The sequence below is a fragment of the Arthrobacter sp. 1088 genome (assembly GCF_031455315.1).
In the GTDB taxonomy this organism is placed as follows: Bacteria; Actinomycetota; Actinomycetes; order Actinomycetales; family Micrococcaceae; genus Arthrobacter.
The window spans coordinates 211,858-229,130 of the sequence record NZ_JAVDSM010000004.1 but is presented as its reverse complement, the minus strand read 5'-3'; the positions used below and the strand labels follow the sequence as shown (position 1 = coordinate 229,130).

Genomic DNA, 17,273 nt, shown 5'->3' with positions numbered 1-17,273 from the left:
CTTTGACACCTAACCTCGCGCTTGCCTGCCGCCTTGCGTGCGACAGGCCAGGTCTTCACCCGGGGCACCCCACCGCGGAGGAGGGTTGCCGGCCAGCAAGCCGGGGCTGTCGCTGGCACTCATGACCTAATACGTAGAGTCTAGGAAAAATACCGCTGTCTTGGCGAAGAATGTGACAGCTGTGTGACGGTTTGGCGCCGCTTCGTTCAGGAACACGCACCGCGAAGGGCCGCCCGGCGAATTTTCGACGGCGGGCGGCCGCTCCCCCAGCAGCGCGATTAAGCGCCTTTGGCAGCCCGGAAACCGGCCTCAAGATCAGCAATAATGTCGTCCACGTGCTCTATTCCCACGGAGAGGCGGACAAGGCCTGGATTCACGCCCGCAACCAGCTGCTGTTCGACCGTGAGCTGGCTGTGGGTAGTCGACGCCGGGTGGATAACCAGCGAGCGGACGTCACCGATGTTGGCAACATGGGAGTGCAACTCCAGGCCGTCCACGAATCGCTTGCCGGCCTCGACGCCACCCTTGATGTTGAATGCCACCACTGCACCGGTACCCCTTGGCCCGTACTTACGGCCGCGGTCGTACCAAGGGCTGGACGGCAGGCCCGCAAAGGCAACCGATTCGACGTCGTCATGGGCTTCCAGCCATTCAGCCACTTTGGTGGCGTTCGAGACGTGACGCTCGACGCGCAGGCTCAGGGTTTCCAGGCCCTGGGCGATGAGGAAGGCGTTGAACGGGGAAACCGCCGAACCCAGATCGCGCAGCAACTGCACGCGCGCCTTGAGAATGTAGGAGAGGTTGGCTCCGAGCGCGCCATCCTTGCCAAGGTCCCGGGCGTAAACGAGTCCGTTGTAGCTGGGGTCCGGAGTATTGAATCCGGGGAAGCGCTCCGGGTCCTTGCCGAAATCAAAGTTTCCGGAGTCCACGATCACGCCGGCGATCGCCGCGCCGTGGCCGCCCAGATACTTGGTAGCCGAGTGCACCACGATGTCCGCACCCCACTCGATGGGACGGATGAGGTAGGGGGTTGAGAGCGTGTTATCCACGATGAGCGGCACGCCAGCCTCGTGCGCAGCGCGTGAAACACCCTCGATGTCCAGCACGTCCTGGCGCGGATTGGACACAACCTCGCCGAAGAACAGCTTGGTGTTGGGCTGCACGGCGTCCCGCCACTGGTCCAGGTTGTCCGGATCCTCCACGAACGTCACGGAGATGCCGAACTTCTTCAGAGTGTGCGCCAGCAGGTTGTAGGTGCCACCGTAGAGGCTGGGGCTCGCGACGACATGGTCTCCGGCCTCGGCAATGTTCAGGATAGCGAAGGTTTCCGCGGCCTGTCCTGAGCTAAGGAGCAACGCGCCCAGCCCGCCTTCGAGGCTGGCGATCCGCTGCTCCACGGCGTCTTGTGTTGGGTTGCCGATCCGCGTGTAGATCGGGGCGAGCTCGGCCAGTGCAAAGCGGTTGGCTGCGGACTCTGCGCTCGGGAAAACGAAGGACGTGGTCTGGTAGATCGGAAGCGACCGCGCCCCCGTGGCAGAGTCGGGCTCCTGCCCTGCGTGGATCTGGCGGGTTTCGAAAGACCATCCTTGGGACATTGGGTTCTCCTCTTCGTGGCGCGCGGGTTTGCCGTTGATCGCTGTAGGCGTGGGCTGGAGCCAGTCTAGGAAGCGTCCGGACACTTGGACAGCTTTGTGACGAAGGCAGTATTTTTCAGTCTTTACGCGACCCGGCGTGAAGCGTTCCGGCGGCGCACAATAACATCCCATGTTAGTAAGGCTTCCCTTAGCTGAGACCCCGATCACAAAGTGCCAAGATGAAGCCATGCGCATGGATCACGTCTCTTACGCTTGTGAACGAGATGGCCTTTTGGCCACCACCGAACGAATTTCCGCAGCTCTGGGAGTGGACGCAGTCCGGGGCGGAGTGCACCCGCGCTTCGGTACCCGGAACATGATCATTCCCTTGGCGGATAACAAATACCTGGAAGTCGTAGAGGTCCTGGACCACCCTGCTTCCGACAAGGCACCCTTTGGCCAGGCAGTCCGCGCACGCTCGGCGGCAGGCGGCGGTTGGATGGGCTGGTGCGTCGCCGTTGACGACCTCGCCCCCTTCGAGGAACGCCTCGGCCGGTCCGCAGTTCCGGGCAACCGCAAGTTCCCGGATGGCCGCGAACTCGTATGGCAGCAGATCGGCATTCTCGGCTTGATCGCCGATCCCCAGGTGCCTTACCTGCTCAAGTGGGAGGGCGATCCCTCACTGCACCCGTCCAAGGTCTATGAGAGTGACGTCAAGATGTCCAGCCTCACCATTGCCGGCTCGGCGGAACGCGTTACCGAATGGCTGGGCGAGCCCGTCGAGAAGCCGCTTGAGGACGTCGCTGTCCAGTGGATGGCCCCGCACGGTACGCCTGGCATCATGTCCGTCACTTTCGAAACCGCATCCGGCGCCGTCACCATCTGACGCACACCTTCCCTGGGGCCTGGTCCCCTCCAGTCCAGCATGTTGGGTCACAGGTCCAGTGTGTCCGGTCAAGCTTCGGCCGCCATCAGCGAGTGCCAACGACGTCACCCACCGATGGCGGCCGAATTTCTCTTTAACGGTGCCCTGGTTAAGGGTCCCCTGGCTTTAAGGGTGCCTAGCCCAGGCCTATCGCCTTGCCGAAGAGGCTGAAGCCAACGAACGCGACGATGTCCAGCAGCGCATGCGCAATGACCAAAGGCATCACCCGCTTCGTCTTGGTATAGATCCAGGCGAAGACCAAGCCCATGGCGAAGTTGCCGATGAACGGCCCGAAGCCTTGATACAAGTGGTAGCTGCCGCGAAGGGCCGCGCTCACGACAATGGCCAGCGGCGTGCTCCAACCGAATTTTCCGAAACGGTCCATGAGGTATCCCACGACGATCACTTCCTCAACGATCGCGTGGCGGATCGCGGAGAGAATCAACACAGGCACTGTCCACCAGTAAGCCTCCAGGCCGCTGGGCACAATGGCGGTAGTGATTCCGAGGGCGCGGCCGGCCGCGTACAAGCCAAGTGACGGGATGCCAATGCCTGCCGCGAGTCCCAATCCGTGCAAAAGGTCCTTGCCGGGGCGCGCGAAGTTGAACCCCAGCCGGGCAAAGCCACTTGCGCCTTCGCGCCCACCCTGGACATGCGATGACAGGAAATAGAACACCAGGACCACCGGCACCAAAGCAAAGACAATGTCCAGTAGTTGATACGTGAGGTCGAAGTACTCGCGGGTGCTTTGGGACCTGTTAAGAGTGGAGGTTGCCTCGGACAGCGGCGCCCGCGTCATCTTGTCCAGGAGCTGCACCACGGAATACACAGCTGATTGGCCCAAAGACAGGCCCAGTACGATGAGTACTTCGGCGCGCAGGCGGCGGCGGGAAGCGAGGAGCATGTACCTATCTTGCCTGCAGTTCCTGCCACTTTGCCGTGAAGTGTGCACGTTCCCGCTCCACCCGTAGGCAGACCCTATGCTTGGTGGGATGAGTGCCCCAGGGAGAATCTTCATGATCCGGCACGGCCAGTCCGCCGCGAATGCCGACACGTCAATCTACAACCGCGTGCCGGACTACCGCATTCCGCTGACCGAACGTGGAATTGAACAGGCCCGGATAGCTGGTGAGGCCCTCCGGCAGAAGCTCGACGGCGAGCAGGTCTGCGTTTATGTGTCCCCCTATTTGCGGGCATACCAGACTCTTGAGGCGTTGGACCTGGGACCGTTGATCGAGCGCGTCATCGAAGAACCGAGGCTGCGTGAGCAGGACTGGGCCAATTTTCAGATTGCCGGGGAAATCGAGGACCAGAAGGAGTTGCGCAACCTTTACGGCCACTTCTTCTACAGGTTCCGTGAAGGCGAGTCAGGCTCGGACGTCTACGACCGCGTGTCCTCATTCATGGAGACCCTTTACCGCCATTGGGAAAAGCCGACGTATGCCCCGAATACCCTCATGGTCACCCACGGACTAACCATGAGGCTGTTCTGCATGCGCTGGTTCCACTGGACTGTTGAGTATTTCGAATCGCTGAACAACCCGGACAACGCCGAACTCCGAACGTTGGTAAGGACCGACGACGGACAGTACAGCTTGGACAAACCGTTCAGCCAGTGGGTGCCAAGGGATGTTGACGATTCAGTGCTTCACGCGCCGAGAATGCGTTTCTAGCGGAAACGGCTGGTTGCGGGAACGGTGGGTTGCAGGACCGGTTAGTTGGCAGGTGCGACGATAACTTCCGTGCCCTTGGCTTCAAACGCGGCCTTATCTTCAGCGCTGATCCCGGCGTCCGTGATGAGGTGCCGGAAGTCATACCCTGCCATGGCCGCAAAGGAGCGGCGGCCTACTTTCGAGGAGTCAGCCACCACGTAGGATTCGGTGGCCCGGCGCGCCATGACGGTGTTCACCATTGCTTCGCCTTCATCGGTGATCGTGGGGCCGAGGTCGGGGTCAACACCGTTGACCCCGATGAACGCAATGTCCAGGGCAACCTTCTGCATGATCACGTCGGTGTAGGGTCCCACGAGCTCGTAGGAGCGCGGATTCAGGATGCCCCCGGTAACCATGATCTTGATGTTCGGACGAACGGCGAGCTGCGAGGCAATGTTGATCGCGTTGGTCACCACCGTGAGGGTGGGCCTGTTGGACGGTGCGTTGAGGTCCTCACGGGTGGACAACAGCTGCGCCAGCGCCGTGTTGGTGGTTCCCCCGCTCAAGCCGATCACGGCTCCGGGGCGGATCAGGGCCGATGCCGCCTGGGCGATCTCCTGCTTGGCCAGGGCGTGGTCGTCACGGTTATAGCGGCCCGGGAGATCGTATGCAACGGATCCGGTGGTGGCGCCACCGCGGGTACGGCTCAGCAGGCGTTGTTTCGCAAGGCTGTCCAGGTCCCGGCGTGCCGTGGCCGGTGACACGCCAAGCCGCGTCACGATGTCCTCGACTTCCACATGGCCGGATTCGGCCAGGAGGTCAAGGATGGCGGTCAGCCGATCGGTGCGGGTCATGACGAGCCTTTCGCGGGGTCTGGCTATTTCGCTTTGGCGAACAGCGTGAGCATACGTGCGGATTCCAGCGCCAGTGCGTCCCGGCCGGCCTTGATGTACTTCCGGGAATCCACCACTGCGGGGTTGGCATCGAGGTACTCACGGACGGCACGGGTGAAGAACCCGTTCAAATGTGTGGATACGTTGATCTTAGTCATACCTGCGCCGATTGCGGCTACGAGCATGTCGTCTGTGACGCCTGAAGAGCCGTGCAGCACGAGTGGTTTTCCGACCGCAGACTTCAGCCGCGTGATTAGGTGCAGGTCCAATGCGGCGCTGCGTTCGGTCATGGCGTGGGAGGAGCCAACGGCGACGGCGAGCGCATCTACACCCGTTGCTTCAACAAACGCCTGCGCCTCCGCGGGGTCGGTCCGGACACCGGGTGCATGGGCGCCGTCCTTGCCTCCCACTTTGCCGAGTTCGGCCTCCACGTAAACGCCTCGCTCGTGGGCGTAACGGGCTACCCGTTGTGTGACTTCGACGTTCCATTCATAGGGCAAGTGCGCGCCGTCGAACATCACGGAGCCAAAGCCCAGGTCCACGGCCGCGATGGCGAGGTCCTCGGATTCGGCATGGTCCAGGTGAACGGCGACGGGCACTGATGCTTCGCGGGCGATCGCCAAAGCCGCCACCGCGATCGGTTCCAGTCCGCCGTGGTATTTGGCGCAGTTTTCCGAAATCTGCAGGATCAGTGGAACTCCCGCTGTCTCGGCGCCCGCCACCAGTCCCTCCGCCGTTTCCACATGGATGACGTTGAACGCGCCTTGGCCCGTGCCGTTGGCCGCGGCCTTGTCCATCAATTCCCGCGTGCTGACAAGGGTCACCGGGTCTCCTTCCATGTCACGATGAGTTGTTCTTCAAGTTCCTGGTACCTGGGCGACATCTCGCCTGCTGCAGGCATGAGCACCGCCGCGGCGGACCAGGCTGTGGCCCGGCGCAGAATCTCGCGGGGTTCCGTAATGCCTTCGGCGAGGGCGACGGCGGCAGCCGCCACACCGGCGTCGCCCGCCCCTGTGGGGTTGCCGCTTAGGGGCCCGGGGAGGCGGGCACTCCAGTACCCGCCGGGCGCTGCGTGGTCGAAGGCGAGCATTCCGTCCGCACCGGCGCTGACGAGGACCGTCCGGGCGCCCATGGCAATCAGCGAGAGCGCGGCGGCTTCCACGCTCAACTCCCCCGTGGCTTCCGCGAGCTCGTGGTGATTGGGTTTCAGGACATCGGCACCCGCCTGGGCTGCGGTGATGATTCCGGGTCCGGAGGTGTCAATGATGGCCGGGATGCCGGCGTCGTGTGCCAGCTTCACCAGGGACGGGTAGAAATCGGCGGGTGCATCCGGCGGCAGGCTGCCGGACCCCACCAGAACAGCGGCCGGACCTTCTCCGTCATCGCCGCGCAGGGCTTTAACGACGGCGGCGGTCAGCGAGCGCCAATCGTCCGGCAGGAGCGCCTGGCCCTCCTCGTTGAAGATGGAGGTTTCGCCGGCGAGGGTGTCCACGAGCGCGATGCTGCGGCGTGTCTCGGCGGCGACAGACACCAACGCATGCGGCACCCCGCTCGTCCAAAGTTCAGCGGCCAGGGTCTGGCCCGCGGCTCCTCCGGTAGGAGCGACGGCCAGCACGGGATGGCCTACTTGGTGAACCACCCTGGCAACGTTGAGCCCTTTACCCCCGGCACGGCTGATGGGTGTGGGAACCCTGTGGGTGGCGCCTTCGGTGATTCCGTGGACGGTGTAGGTCATGTCGATGGCCGGATTGGGGGTCACGGTGACAATCCGGGTTGCGGCATTTGGGGACGTGCCGCTGCGGGCCGCGTCCGGAGCGGTCATCGCGCACCATCCAGGAGCGCTCGTGCGTTCAATGCCGCTCCAAGGAGTCCGGCGTCCTGGCCAAGCTGGGCCTGGATGAGGCGTGGGCGTCGTTGGAAGTCCAGGATTTGGTCAACCCGGGCACGGAGCGGTTCGAGAAGGTCCTCGCCTGCTTCGGCCAGGCCTCCCCCAATCACTACCGCTTCTGTGCCGATGATGTTCACGCACTGGCAGATTGTGAAGGCCAGGGCGTCCACGGCATCTGCCCACACACGGGCAGCCACGGCATCTCCCTTCTGGGACCGGAGCAGGACGTCGCGGGCACCGTCCACGGCATTCCCCGACTTCCTGCTGTACCGTTTGGCGATGGCGCCTGCCGAACCCACGGCCTCGAGGATGGTGGCCCCTGTTGCTTCAGTTCCGGCGTCGGGGTCCAGTACCTGGGCGTGGCCGAGTTCGCCGGCGAAACCACCGGCTGTGACGGCCACACCACCGGAGAAGACTGCCGCGGCGATTCCTGTGCCCACCACCATGACCACGACGTCGTTGAACTCTTTGGATCCGCCAAAGGCGTGTTCCACAGCAGCGGCGGAGCGGACATCGTGATCGAACGCCACGGGAAGCCCCAGCCTCTTCTCGGCCTCAGCAGTGAACGGGAAGTTACGCCACCCGAGGTTCGCGGAGTAGATCCCGATTCCTCCTACGGAATCCACGATGCCAGGGACGATGACGCCCGCTGCTTTGGCCGGGATGTGCGGAAACTCGGATGCGAGCTCCTCAGCGAGCCCTGCGAGCCTGTCCAGCACCGCTTCCCCTGGGTGCGCTGGATCAAGGGGCGTGGGTACCCGGCGCATGCCCAGGACGTTTCCGAAGGCATCCACGAGTCCGGCCTTGACGTCTGTACCGCCAACGTCGAAGGCCAGGACCGCTGATTCTGCCTGCCCAAGAACCATGACGGGGCCTAGGCGGAGGGGTCGAGAATGACGGAGCGCGTCAGGTTACGGGGCAGGTCCGGGTTCAGGCCACGGACACGCGCACGTTCCAGGGTCACTTTGTGGACGCGGGCCAGTTCAGCCAGCGGGTGCTTGTCCGTGTGGATGTAAAGGGCGCCGGTAGCGGCCATGTCCTTGTCAAGGCCTTCAGGCTGTGCGCCGAACAGCCAGGTCACGCGTCCTGGCGCAGCGATGGAGATGGGACCATGGCGGTATTCCATGGCCGGGTAGGACTCGGTCCAGCCCTGCACGGCTTCGCGCATCTTAAGTCCTGCCTCGTGGGCCAGGCCAACCGTCCATCCGGTACCGAGGAAGGTGAATTGCTCAGCATCCAGGAGTTCCTGTGCCACGGGACCTGTCACTGCGTCCCTGGCGTCTTCGATAGCTTGCTTCAGGTCAATGCCAAGGCTGGCGAGCAAGTACACCAGTGCCGAGGTAGCGAACCTGGTCTGCACCACCGATCGCTCATCTGCGTACGGGAGTCCAATCACGGTATCGGCCAGGTGAACGATTGGAGACGCCGTGTCGCCAATGATGGCGACAGTGGGGACGATGCCCTTCAGCCCCGTCAGGATCTCCAGCACCTCAGTGGTGGTGCCGGACCGCGTAATGGCCACAACGGCGTCGTACTGGCGATCCGCACTGTTGCTGTTCAGGAAAGCCTCCGACGCCGCAAAGGCATCCGTCACGCCTTTGCCCGCGGATTCACGGGCGGCAGCATAGCTCTGGGCCATGAACCAGGAGGTGCCACAGCCGATGACGGCGATCCGCTGACCGTCGGCGGGGAGCAACTTCTCAGCACCGGCCTGGTCGATGGCCCGCTGCCAGACATCGGGCTGTGATACCAGCTCTTCTTCCATGAAGGCGCCCAGTGTGTTCTCGCTCATCGTGTGTTTCGCTCCTGCTCATCCAGTGACGTTTTATGATCTATAGAAACACTAAACGATCAATTTCGATCTCACAAGGATCATCTACTGGAGTGGATCTGGCAATTGGGCGCGCCAGTAGTCAGAACGCTCGTGAGGTCCTGCCAGCGGAATCAGTGACGGAAACGGTGAAGCGGAGCAGCGAGCGTCCAACCTGTCCCTGTTAGCCGATGATGGGCCGTTCTTCGGGCAGGTTGAACAGGCGGGGGCGGGAGGACAGGGCCAGTGCGGAAGCGACTGTGACGGTCCCGATGCGGCCCGTAAACATCAGAACCATGAGTACCCACTCAGCCGATGGAGGAAGGTTGTACGTGATTCCTGTGCTCATGCCAACCGTGGCGAACGCCGAGATGGATTCGAACAGGACCTTCTCCAGGCTGTAGTCGGTGAACATGAGCAGCAGCATGGTTCCGGTAATGACCGCACCAATGCCGAGCAGTGCTACCGAAAGGGCCTGCCGAACCGAGGCAGGGCTAATGGACCGGTGGGCTATGGTCACATCGTCCCGGCCCCGGACTTCATTCCAGATGGCGAATGCCAGGAGGAGGAAAGTGGTGATCTTGATTCCACCCGCAGTCCCAGCGCTTCCCCCTCCGATGAACATCAGAATGTCGCTGACCATCAGCGTCTCCGGTGAGGCCACCCCGTAGTCGATGCTGTTGAATCCCGCGGTGCGCGGGAACACACTTCCGGCGAAGGAACCGACGATCTTCCCCGGGAGGGACAGCGGCCCCAGCGTTTCGGCCCGGTTCCATTCGAACGCGGCGAACAAGACGAAGCCGGCTATTAGCAAGAAGACGGTACCGAAGACTGTGAGGCGCAAATGAACCGTCCAGTTACGGACCCGCAGTCCCCCGCCGTTGAGCAAATGGATGAGGACGGGGAAGCCGAGACCACCTGAAATGATGGCCAGGCAGATGGGGACCAGGATGTAAGGATCTTCGCGGAAACTGATCAGGTTGTCGCTGTAGAGCGCGAACCCGGCGTTGTTGAAGGCAGACACTGCGTGGAAGACGCCATGCCATAGCGCAACAGCTGGGTTGGAGTCGTAGGCGAACCAGAACCGGACAGCCAGGACTGCAGCCGTTACCGCCTCAAAAACGACCATGATCCGGGCAACCCGGAACAGCACGGAGCGGACATCCCCGAGATTGAGGGTGTGCGTTTCCGACTGCACAACAAGCTGGCCGCGCAAGCCGATGCTTTTGCGGACCAGCAGGGCCAGCAGGGTCGCGAGGGTCATAATGCCGAACCCGCCAACCTGGATCAATGCCAGAATCACGACATGCCCGAAAGGGGTCCAATAGGTTGCCGTGTCAACGGTAATCAGGCCCGTGACACACGTCGCGGACACGGCGGTGAACAGGGCCGTCATGAGCGAGGCTGGATCAGTGCCGTTGCGGGAGACAGGCAGCATCAGCAGGGTTGCGCCGAGGAGGATGACCGCCAGGAAAGCGAGGGGTACTGAGCGGACTGGGTGCGAAAGGGCGCGCCCAAAGACGTTCTCACGCCGTGTCTGTGGGTCCCGGCGCTTCCACCGCAGGCGTGTGTTGCCGTTCCCCGCCTGGGGTGGTCCAGGGGTCCGGTTCGGCTTTGGTTTAACCGACGGCTTGGGGTTAGCCGACATGGATGCCTGGCCGAAGGTCGGGGTCGGGTTCATTTTCGCGGATGATTTCCCGGACCACAGGAGCCGTGTCGCCACGGCCCAGCAGCAGGTAGCGCATCAGGTGTGCCAGCGGGTTGCCTTCGGACCATTCGAAATAGGCGTGGGGACGAACGCCTGTGGCGTTGCGGAGAGCCAGGAGGATCGCAGCGATCGCGTTCGGCGCGGCGGGGCTTTGGGCCCGCAGGACGCGGTGACCGGCAACTTCGACGCCGGTAACGGTGAGGGTATCGCTGAAGCTGGACGGGTCACTAACGTCGATTTCGAGGAAGATGACGTCGGCGGAGCCAGGTACCGGGTTCAATTCGCGCTGGTCGGTTTCCTTGGCCGCGTATTCGGCAGCGTCCCGTGCTTGAGGGCGATTGGCAATGAGGTTGAGCCGGCCGTCATAGTCGAGGGAATCTGCGATGAAACGACGCGCATTCTCGTCGAATTGGATTCGATCCACCCGCAACTCGGTCGTCCGGCTGACCCTGGAAACGAGGGACACCACGATGATGCCCAGGATGAAGAAGCCGGAGATGGTGAGTCCGTCAGGTTTCTCAATGACGTTCGCTATCAGGGCGTAAAGCAAAATGAGAGTCAGGACTACGAAGCCGCTGGCGGCCCGCCGTCGTTTTCGGCGAAGGGCGGAGATCGTCACAGCAGCCGATCCGGAAACCATCATGGCGAGGATCCCCGTGGCATAAGCTCCTGCCTGGGCGTTCACGTCTGCTTTGAAGCCGATGGTGATCAGGATGCTTACGGCTGTGTAGACGAGGACGACGGGGCGCACTGCCCGGGTCCAATCCGGCGCCATGCCATAGGACGGAAGATAGCGCGGGACGATGTTGACCAGTCCCGCCATGGCCGATGCCCCGGCAAACCAGAGGATGAGGATACTGCTGATGTCGTATACCGATCCGAATCCTTCACCGAGCCTTTGGTGTGCCAGGTAGGCCAAGGCACGGCCATTTGCTGCCCCGCCTTCCCGGAAAGCTTCTGCGGGTATCAGAACGGTCGTGACGAAGCTGCTGCCGATCAGATAGACGCTCATGATGACAGCAGCGGTCGTAAGGAGTTTGCGGGTGTTCCTGATACGGACGGCGAGCCGTTCCCCGGGTGTCGTATTCGCCGAGACCAGTGGCATCATGCTGACGCCGGTCTCGAATCCTGAAAGGCCCAGTACGAGGAGTGGGAAGGCGACAAGGGCAGGCAGGACCAGCCCACCCAAGCCTCCACCGGACGCGGCAGTCAGTGCTTCGGACCAGGAGGACAACAGAGCCGGAGAAGCTGCGATGTCCACGATCCCAACGCCGATGATGATGGCGTTCAGTCCCAAAAACACGGCTACGAGCGGGATCGCCACGGCCACGGCCTCGCTGAAGCCCATCAGGAACACCCCGCCCAGGATCAGCAGGAGAACCACCGTCACGGCGACTGCTTGGCCTTCAAGGAAAGGCGGAACGAACGGGTTCTCCAGAAGGTGTACTGTTGCGTCGGCCGCGGACAGTGTGATGGTGATGATCCACGATGTCGCAACAAAGCCGAGAAGGACGAGTACGAAAATCTTGCCGCGCCAGAAAGGCAGCAGGTTCTCCAGCATGGCCACGGATCCCTGTCCGTGGGGACTTTCCTTTGCCACCCTTCGGTACATCGGCAGCATGCCCAGCAATGTCAGAGCAACGATTAACAGGGTCGCCAGCGGCGAAAGCGCACCCGCTGCCAGGGCTGCTATGCCGGGTAGGTAGGACAACGTTGAGAAGTAGTCGACACCCGTCAGGCACATGACCTTCCACCAGCTTTGTTGGGTGGCATGGTCCTCAACGGATTCAGGACCGACGGGCTGATGGACACGGTGTTCCAACAACCATCGCACCAGCGGATTTCCTGATTGCCGTTTGCGTTCAGGGTTTGGGATGCTGTCCGGAATGTCCTTCCGGGCCGATGTTGTCACTGCCTCGTCTTCCTGTCTGCCGACGTGATCCCGGGGAGCGTAGCACCGGAGAAAACGTGGAAACAGGAAAATCGGGGATCCTTTACGGTTCCTTTACGCCCCGCCCCCTTCACGCCGGAATTGTGTTCCAGCACGCGGGATGCCCGCGGCAACATTTGCAGCCTCCTCATAGCTGGAGGGTAACTTTTGGCGGAAGGCGGCATCAGCGTCCACACGGAGCACGTCGGCGGCCAGCACCCGTACGTGAACAAACTCCTCGTAGGATTCGCTGCAGCCGAGGACGTCTCCACGAACGTTGGGTCCGTGAGAAGCCGGGTCAGAGGATACCTGGAAAATGATCCACCAGGTATCGCCGGCATTGTCCCTGAAGAGGTAGCCCCCCGGAGGGCGATACGCTGCGCCGTCTACACCGCGTCCTCCGTAACCCTCCACTGAGTCCGGCGGTGCAGCGAACCTCACTCCGCCGTCGGTATCGCCTTGATGCGGGCCCATGCGGGAACACCTCCTTGGTCAGCCGACGTGGACCCACGGGCGTTGGGTGACATCGGGCACTGCCTCACGCAGCACTTCCCTTGTGACGGGAGCGATTTCGCCCTCGCCCAGGAACAGGAAGCGCAGGAGATTGGTGAAAGGATTTCCTTCGGTCCACCGGAAGTAGATATGTGGCATGAGCCCGGTGACGTCCCGGATATGGAGCAGGACGGACGCGATCGTGTTAGGTACCACGGGGCCGTGGACCTCCAGGATCCGGTACCCGTGCCGCGTCACGCCGTGTACTTGTAGTTCCGTTTCGAAGTCAGATGAATCGTCGACGATCACTTCGAGGAAGATGGCTTGCTGTTCCAGCGGCAGATGGCTGACCTCGATCGCTGAAGTGAGCTTGTCCCGGTACGCTTCGGCGGTGAGCCGCAGCGGTTCGTGGGCGATGATTGCGATGGGGCCTTCGAGGGTGTCGGACATGAATTCCAGGGCCTGGCGGTCCAGATGGACGCGTGTGGCGTGGAGTTCGAAGGAGCGGCGGATGCGCGAGAGCAGGGAAATCACGATGATGCCCAGAATGAAGACTCCGGCGATCCTGATGCCCTCGGGCCGTTCGAAGATATTGGCGATCGTGGTGTATGTGAACACCAGGGAGATGATGCCAAAGCCCATGGTGCGTTTTCGCTGCCTGCGCCGGCGTGCAGAGAGCGTGACGGCAACAGCTGCCGAGGTCATGAGCACAAGCACGCCGGTGGCGTAGGCGCCGCCCTGGGCATCGACGTCGGCTTCAAAGAGGAAGGTAATGAGGAAACCGACGAGGGTGAAGACGAGCACCAGGGGGCGGACGGCTTTGGCCCAGCCTGGGGCCATGCCGTATCGGGGCAGGTATCGCGGGACGAGGTTCAGCAGTCCGGCCATGGCGGAGGCTCCGGCGAACCATAGGATCGCGATGGTGCTGATGTCATAGATGCTGCCGAATCCCACGCCGAGGTACTCGTGGGCGAGGAAGGCCAGGGCGCGGCCGTTGGCTTGTCCGCCGGGTTGGAATTCCTGTTCCGGGATCAGTACGACGGTGATGAAACTGGTGGTGACCAGGAATCCGCTCATGATGACAGCTGCGGTGGTGAGCATTTTGCGGGTTCCGCGGATGCGGCCTTCGGGGTTTTCCTCTGTGTCGGTGTCGTCTCCGCGGACCTGGGGCATGACGGCGACGCCTGTTTCGAAGCCTGACAGGCCGAGGGCAAGTTTGGGAAAGACGAGCAGGGCGATTCCCACCACCATGACCGGGTCCCCGTGCGAGGTCCAGAGCGCGTTCCACCAGCCGCCCATGGCGACCGGGTGCGTGAACACCTGGGCGAGGGTTACGGCCACGACCACGGCATTCAGGCCCAGGTAAAGGACGACGAGGACGACGGCCACTCCGATGGCTTCCTTGAAACCGCGGAGGAAGACGGCAGCCAGCAGAGCCAGAAGGAAGAGCGTGACGAGGATGTTCTGGCCCTGCAACCAACCTGGGGCCACAGGGTTCTGAATCAGGTGTGCACTTGCGTCTGCGGCGGAGAGGGTCATGGTGATCATGAAGTCGGTGGCGGCGAATCCGAGCAGGATGAGGACGAAGAGCTTGCCGCCCCAGCGTGGCAGGAGGCGTTCAAGCATGGCAATGGAGCCTTCGCCGCGATGACTTTCCCGGGCCACGCGGCGGTAGACGGGCAGGGCGCCGAACAGGGTGACGACGATGAGCACCATGGTAGCCAATGGTGAGATCACACCGGCGGCCAGCGCCGCGATTGCCGGCTGGTAACCCAAGGTGGAGAAGTAATCGACGCCGGTCAGGCACATGACCTGCCACCACGGATGCTTCTTCTCATTGGCCGCAGTTAGTCCGCCGGGACCCTGGTGCGTGCCTTTGCTGTCCTGGAGCCCGAACAACAACCAGTTTTTCAGCGCGGCTTTGCCGCCCGGCTTGGGCGCCGACGGGTCAGCCGGGGGCCTGCTCAACGTGGTCATGGTTTCCCTTCCGCGCGGTCAATGCACCGCGGTCACAGCCGAAGCTAACACCGACAGAAGGCATTGAAACGGGAAAGGCATTTCTATTTACGAATCATTTACACCCCTCCGGAACGCCCCGGCTGTCCCTTGAAGACTTGCCCGTCGCTGCCGGTTATGGCTCGAAGCGGTAACCCATTCCGGCCTCGGTGAGCAGATGCCTGGGACGGGCAGGGTCGGCTTCAAGTTTGCGTCGCAGCTGTCCCATATAGACGCGGAGGTAATGCGTTTCTCCGTCGTAACCCGGCCCCCAGATCCTGGCAAGCATCTGCTGCTGGGTGATGAGCCGTCCCGGGTTGCAGACCAGCAGTTGCAGGATGGCCCATTCCCGCGGGGTCAGCCGTACTGGTGAGCCATCGCGTGTCACTTTCTTCTTTTCGAGGTCCACTGCGAAGTCCCCGACGTCGACAATCACAACTTGTTCGCCGCCGTCGGACGTGCCCAGACGGCGTTCGGCGACGCGCAACCGTGCCAGTAGCTCATCCAGGCCAAACGGTTTCGTGACGTAGTCATCCGCGCCGGCATCCAAAGCGCGGACTTTGTCCACGGACCCTTGCCGGGCAGACAGGACAATGATCGGGGTACTGCTGGAACGGCGGATCGCAGTGATGACGTCAACGCCATTAATGTCCGGAAGTCCAAGATCCAGAACGATGAGGTCCGGGTGGTTGGCCGTGGCCTGCTGCAGAGCAGCGGTGCCGTCCAGTGCCGTCAGCACTTGATATCCCTCAGCACGCAGATTTACCTGCAAAGCGCGCAGCAGTTGGGGTTCGTCGTCTACGACGAGTACAGTCCTCATGGCTCCCTTCGTTCCGGGGTGCCGGGTGCGTGATGTGGGTTTCCGTCCCCGGTGGAAAGAGGAAGGCGGATGACAACGGTCAGTCCCCCTCCTGGTGTCGGTTCCGCCCTTAGTTGGCCGCCCATCGCTTCGGTAAATCCTTTCGCAACGGCCAGTCCGAGTCCTATTCCCAGGCCCGCCGGCGCGTCGTCCAGCCGCTGGAACGGCTCAAACATCGCGATCACATCCGCGGCGGCCACCCCCTGGCCGTGGTCCACAATCCTCAGTTCTCCACAGGGGCGTCCTTCAATCGTGGCAACCCCTGGCCTATTGGCTGGTCCATTGGCAGGTCCCACGATGGCGATATCCGAGCCCGCCGCGTATTTCAGGGCATTCTCGACGATATTGGCAATGACGCGTTCCAGCATGCCGAGGTCGGCATCAATGGCTGGCGTGTCAGGAGCCAGATCGATCCGGATCGCTCCTGCCGGCAGACCCCGCAGCGCATCTTCGATGGCATCACGCCAGGTCACCGAAGATGTGAGCGGGGCGGTGGATCCGCTGGAGATCCGCGACATGTCCAACAGATTGCCCACCAAGGAGTCAAGACGGTCCGCGTAGGAGTCGATGGTATGGAGCATCTCGTCCTGCACGTCTTCGGCAAGCCGTCCCTTCTGGCGCTGCAAGGCGGTCACGGCCAGCTTGATTCCGGCCAATGGCGTCCGCAAGTCGTGGCTGACGGCATTCAAAATGGACGTCCGTATGCTGTTGCCCTCAGCCATTTTCGTGGTCGCCTTCAGCCGGAGCTGGAGTGCATGACGTTGCCGGAGTAAAAGCAGGTGGGTCGCGTGTGCCGCCAGCAACCGCCGCTCTCCGGCGGTGAGGGTCCTGCCGGAAACCACAAGGGCCGTCCCGGTATCTGCCATCTCATACGCACCGCCGCCTGATTCAGCCGAGCCCGGAGGCTTTGGCTGCGGTTCACCCGACTGGGCCTGGAGTTCCCAGCCCTCGCCTGTTCCGGGGGTCCTGGTAAATAAGCCCACCGAGCGGACCTGAAAGGTCTCCCGGACCTTATCCAGAAATGCCGCAATGGTGTCGTTCTCGATCAGGGCGTCCCTCGCCAACTCCAACAGTGTCCCCGCCTCGGCACGGGCATGAATAGCCTCCTGGGCCCGCTTGGCCGAGAGGCCTACGACCAAGGACACAGCAATCCCCGCCCCCAAAAACACGAACAAGGCAAACAGAATCTGCGGGTCATTGATTCTGAAAGTTCCGACCGGTTCGGTCTCGAAATAATTCAGCAACAACGAGTCCAGAATCGCGGCCAGCACGGCAGGCCAGAGACCGCCGATGAACGCCACCGCCATCACTCCGGTCAAATGCACCAGTACATGGGTGGCAAAGTTCAGACCCGGGGCAAAGGACATCACCGTCGTGGCCAGAACGGGGATGAGTACCGCCAAAATAAACCCCGCCGTGGTCCTGGCCCGGCCCAGCCCTCCTGAGCGTATCCGAAGAATTCCCCTTGCCATGTCCACAGTCTGTCAGCTGTGCCAGCGTTCTGGCTGAATGCTGGATCAGAAAGGGCGACGTCCCCATGGGAACGC

Annotated in this window: 15 protein-coding genes and 1 riboswitch; of the genes, 2 read left to right on the top strand and 13 right to left on the bottom strand. The window is 62.4% G+C overall.

All coding sequences use genetic code 11. The features are described 5' to 3' along the window. Positions 1-12: 12 nt before the first annotated feature. A riboswitch (SAM riboswitch) is annotated at positions 13-127 on the bottom strand. A gap of 151 nt (positions 128-278) precedes the next feature. Further along, positions 279-1,634: a bifunctional o-acetylhomoserine/o-acetylserine sulfhydrylase gene (locus J2Y41_RS07805; protein ID WP_224167492.1), complete on the bottom strand. Its 1,356-nt coding sequence runs from the start codon at positions 1,632-1,634 to the stop codon at positions 279-281. Between the two features lie 187 nt (positions 1,635-1,821). On the opposite strand from J2Y41_RS07805, the gene J2Y41_RS07800 reads away from it, so the two are divergent. Next, a complete protein-coding gene (locus J2Y41_RS07800) occupies positions 1,822-2,460 on the top strand; it encodes a VOC family protein (RefSeq protein WP_216925364.1) in 639 nt (212 codons plus the stop codon). A gap of 175 nt (positions 2,461-2,635) precedes the next feature. Here the strand turns inward: J2Y41_RS07800 and J2Y41_RS07795 are convergent, their stop codons facing one another. Continuing rightward, the gene (locus tag J2Y41_RS07795) at positions 2,636-3,403 is read right to left on the bottom strand and encodes a type II CAAX endopeptidase family protein (RefSeq protein WP_309927764.1); all 768 of its coding nucleotides are present in this window, start codon (positions 3,401-3,403) and stop codon (positions 2,636-2,638) included. 112 nt (positions 3,404-3,515) lie between these two features. Here J2Y41_RS07795 and J2Y41_RS07790 point away from each other — a divergent pair, with 112 nt between their 5' ends. Next, positions 3,516-4,172 (top strand): histidine phosphatase family protein, encoded by a 657-nt coding sequence (locus tag J2Y41_RS07790; protein WP_309927761.1) that lies wholly within the window; start codon positions 3,516-3,518, stop codon positions 4,170-4,172. Between the two features lie 41 nt (positions 4,173-4,213). On the opposite strand, the gene J2Y41_RS07785 is transcribed toward J2Y41_RS07790, so the two are convergent. The 11 genes from J2Y41_RS07785 to J2Y41_RS07735 form a co-directional block, all read right to left on the bottom strand. Beyond that, complete coding sequence (locus J2Y41_RS07785) at positions 4,214-5,005, bottom strand: DeoR/GlpR family DNA-binding transcription regulator (protein ID WP_224092101.1); 792 nt, start codon at positions 5,003-5,005, stop codon at positions 4,214-4,216. Positions 5,006-5,028: 23 nt separating this feature from the next. After that, positions 5,029-5,883, bottom strand: a complete 855-nt coding sequence (locus J2Y41_RS07780) for a class II fructose-bisphosphate aldolase (RefSeq protein ID WP_224166925.1) — start codon at positions 5,881-5,883, stop codon at positions 5,029-5,031. Then, complete coding sequence (locus J2Y41_RS07775; protein WP_309927755.1) at positions 5,865-6,866, bottom strand: hexose kinase; 1,002 nt, start codon at positions 6,864-6,866, stop codon at positions 5,865-5,867. The genes J2Y41_RS07780 and J2Y41_RS07775 overlap by 19 nt, the downstream gene beginning before the upstream one ends. Beyond that, positions 6,863-7,798, bottom strand: a complete 936-nt coding sequence (locus J2Y41_RS07770) for an ROK family protein (protein ID WP_309927753.1) — start codon at positions 7,796-7,798, stop codon at positions 6,863-6,865. Before J2Y41_RS07770 ends, J2Y41_RS07775 begins: the two co-directional genes overlap by 4 nt. Positions 7,799-7,806: 8 nt before the next feature. Continuing rightward, positions 7,807-8,724, bottom strand: coding sequence for an SIS domain-containing protein (locus J2Y41_RS07765; RefSeq protein WP_309927751.1), 918 nt, complete (start codon positions 8,722-8,724; stop codon positions 7,807-7,809). A 202-nt stretch (positions 8,725-8,926) separates the two neighbouring features. Next, a complete protein-coding gene (locus tag J2Y41_RS07760; protein WP_309927749.1) occupies positions 8,927-10,423 on the bottom strand; it encodes a potassium transporter TrkG in 1,497 nt (498 codons plus the stop codon). Then, positions 10,380-12,362 carry an amino acid transporter gene (locus J2Y41_RS07755; RefSeq protein WP_309927748.1) on the bottom strand — a complete coding sequence of 661 codons (1,983 nt, stop codon included), beginning with the start codon at positions 12,360-12,362 and terminating at the stop codon, positions 10,380-10,382. The genes J2Y41_RS07760 and J2Y41_RS07755 overlap by 44 nt, the downstream gene beginning before the upstream one ends. Before the next feature lie 93 nt (positions 12,363-12,455). Beyond that, positions 12,456-12,854 (bottom strand): hypothetical protein, encoded by a 399-nt coding sequence (locus tag J2Y41_RS07750; protein WP_309927746.1) that lies wholly within the window; start codon positions 12,852-12,854, stop codon positions 12,456-12,458. An 18-nt stretch (positions 12,855-12,872) separates the two neighbouring features. Beyond that, positions 12,873-14,849 (bottom strand): amino acid transporter, encoded by a 1,977-nt coding sequence (locus tag J2Y41_RS07745; protein WP_224092074.1) that lies wholly within the window; start codon positions 14,847-14,849, stop codon positions 12,873-12,875. Positions 14,850-15,003: 154 nt separating this feature from the next. Next, on the bottom strand, positions 15,004-15,687 hold the full coding sequence (locus J2Y41_RS07740; protein ID WP_224092072.1) for a response regulator: 684 nt from the start codon (positions 15,685-15,687) through the stop codon (positions 15,004-15,006). Continuing rightward, positions 15,684-17,198, bottom strand: coding sequence for a DUF4118 domain-containing protein (locus J2Y41_RS07735; RefSeq protein WP_309927743.1), 1,515 nt, complete (start codon positions 17,196-17,198; stop codon positions 15,684-15,686). Before J2Y41_RS07735 ends, J2Y41_RS07740 begins: the two co-directional genes overlap by 4 nt. Positions 17,199-17,273: the final 75 nt, after the last annotated feature.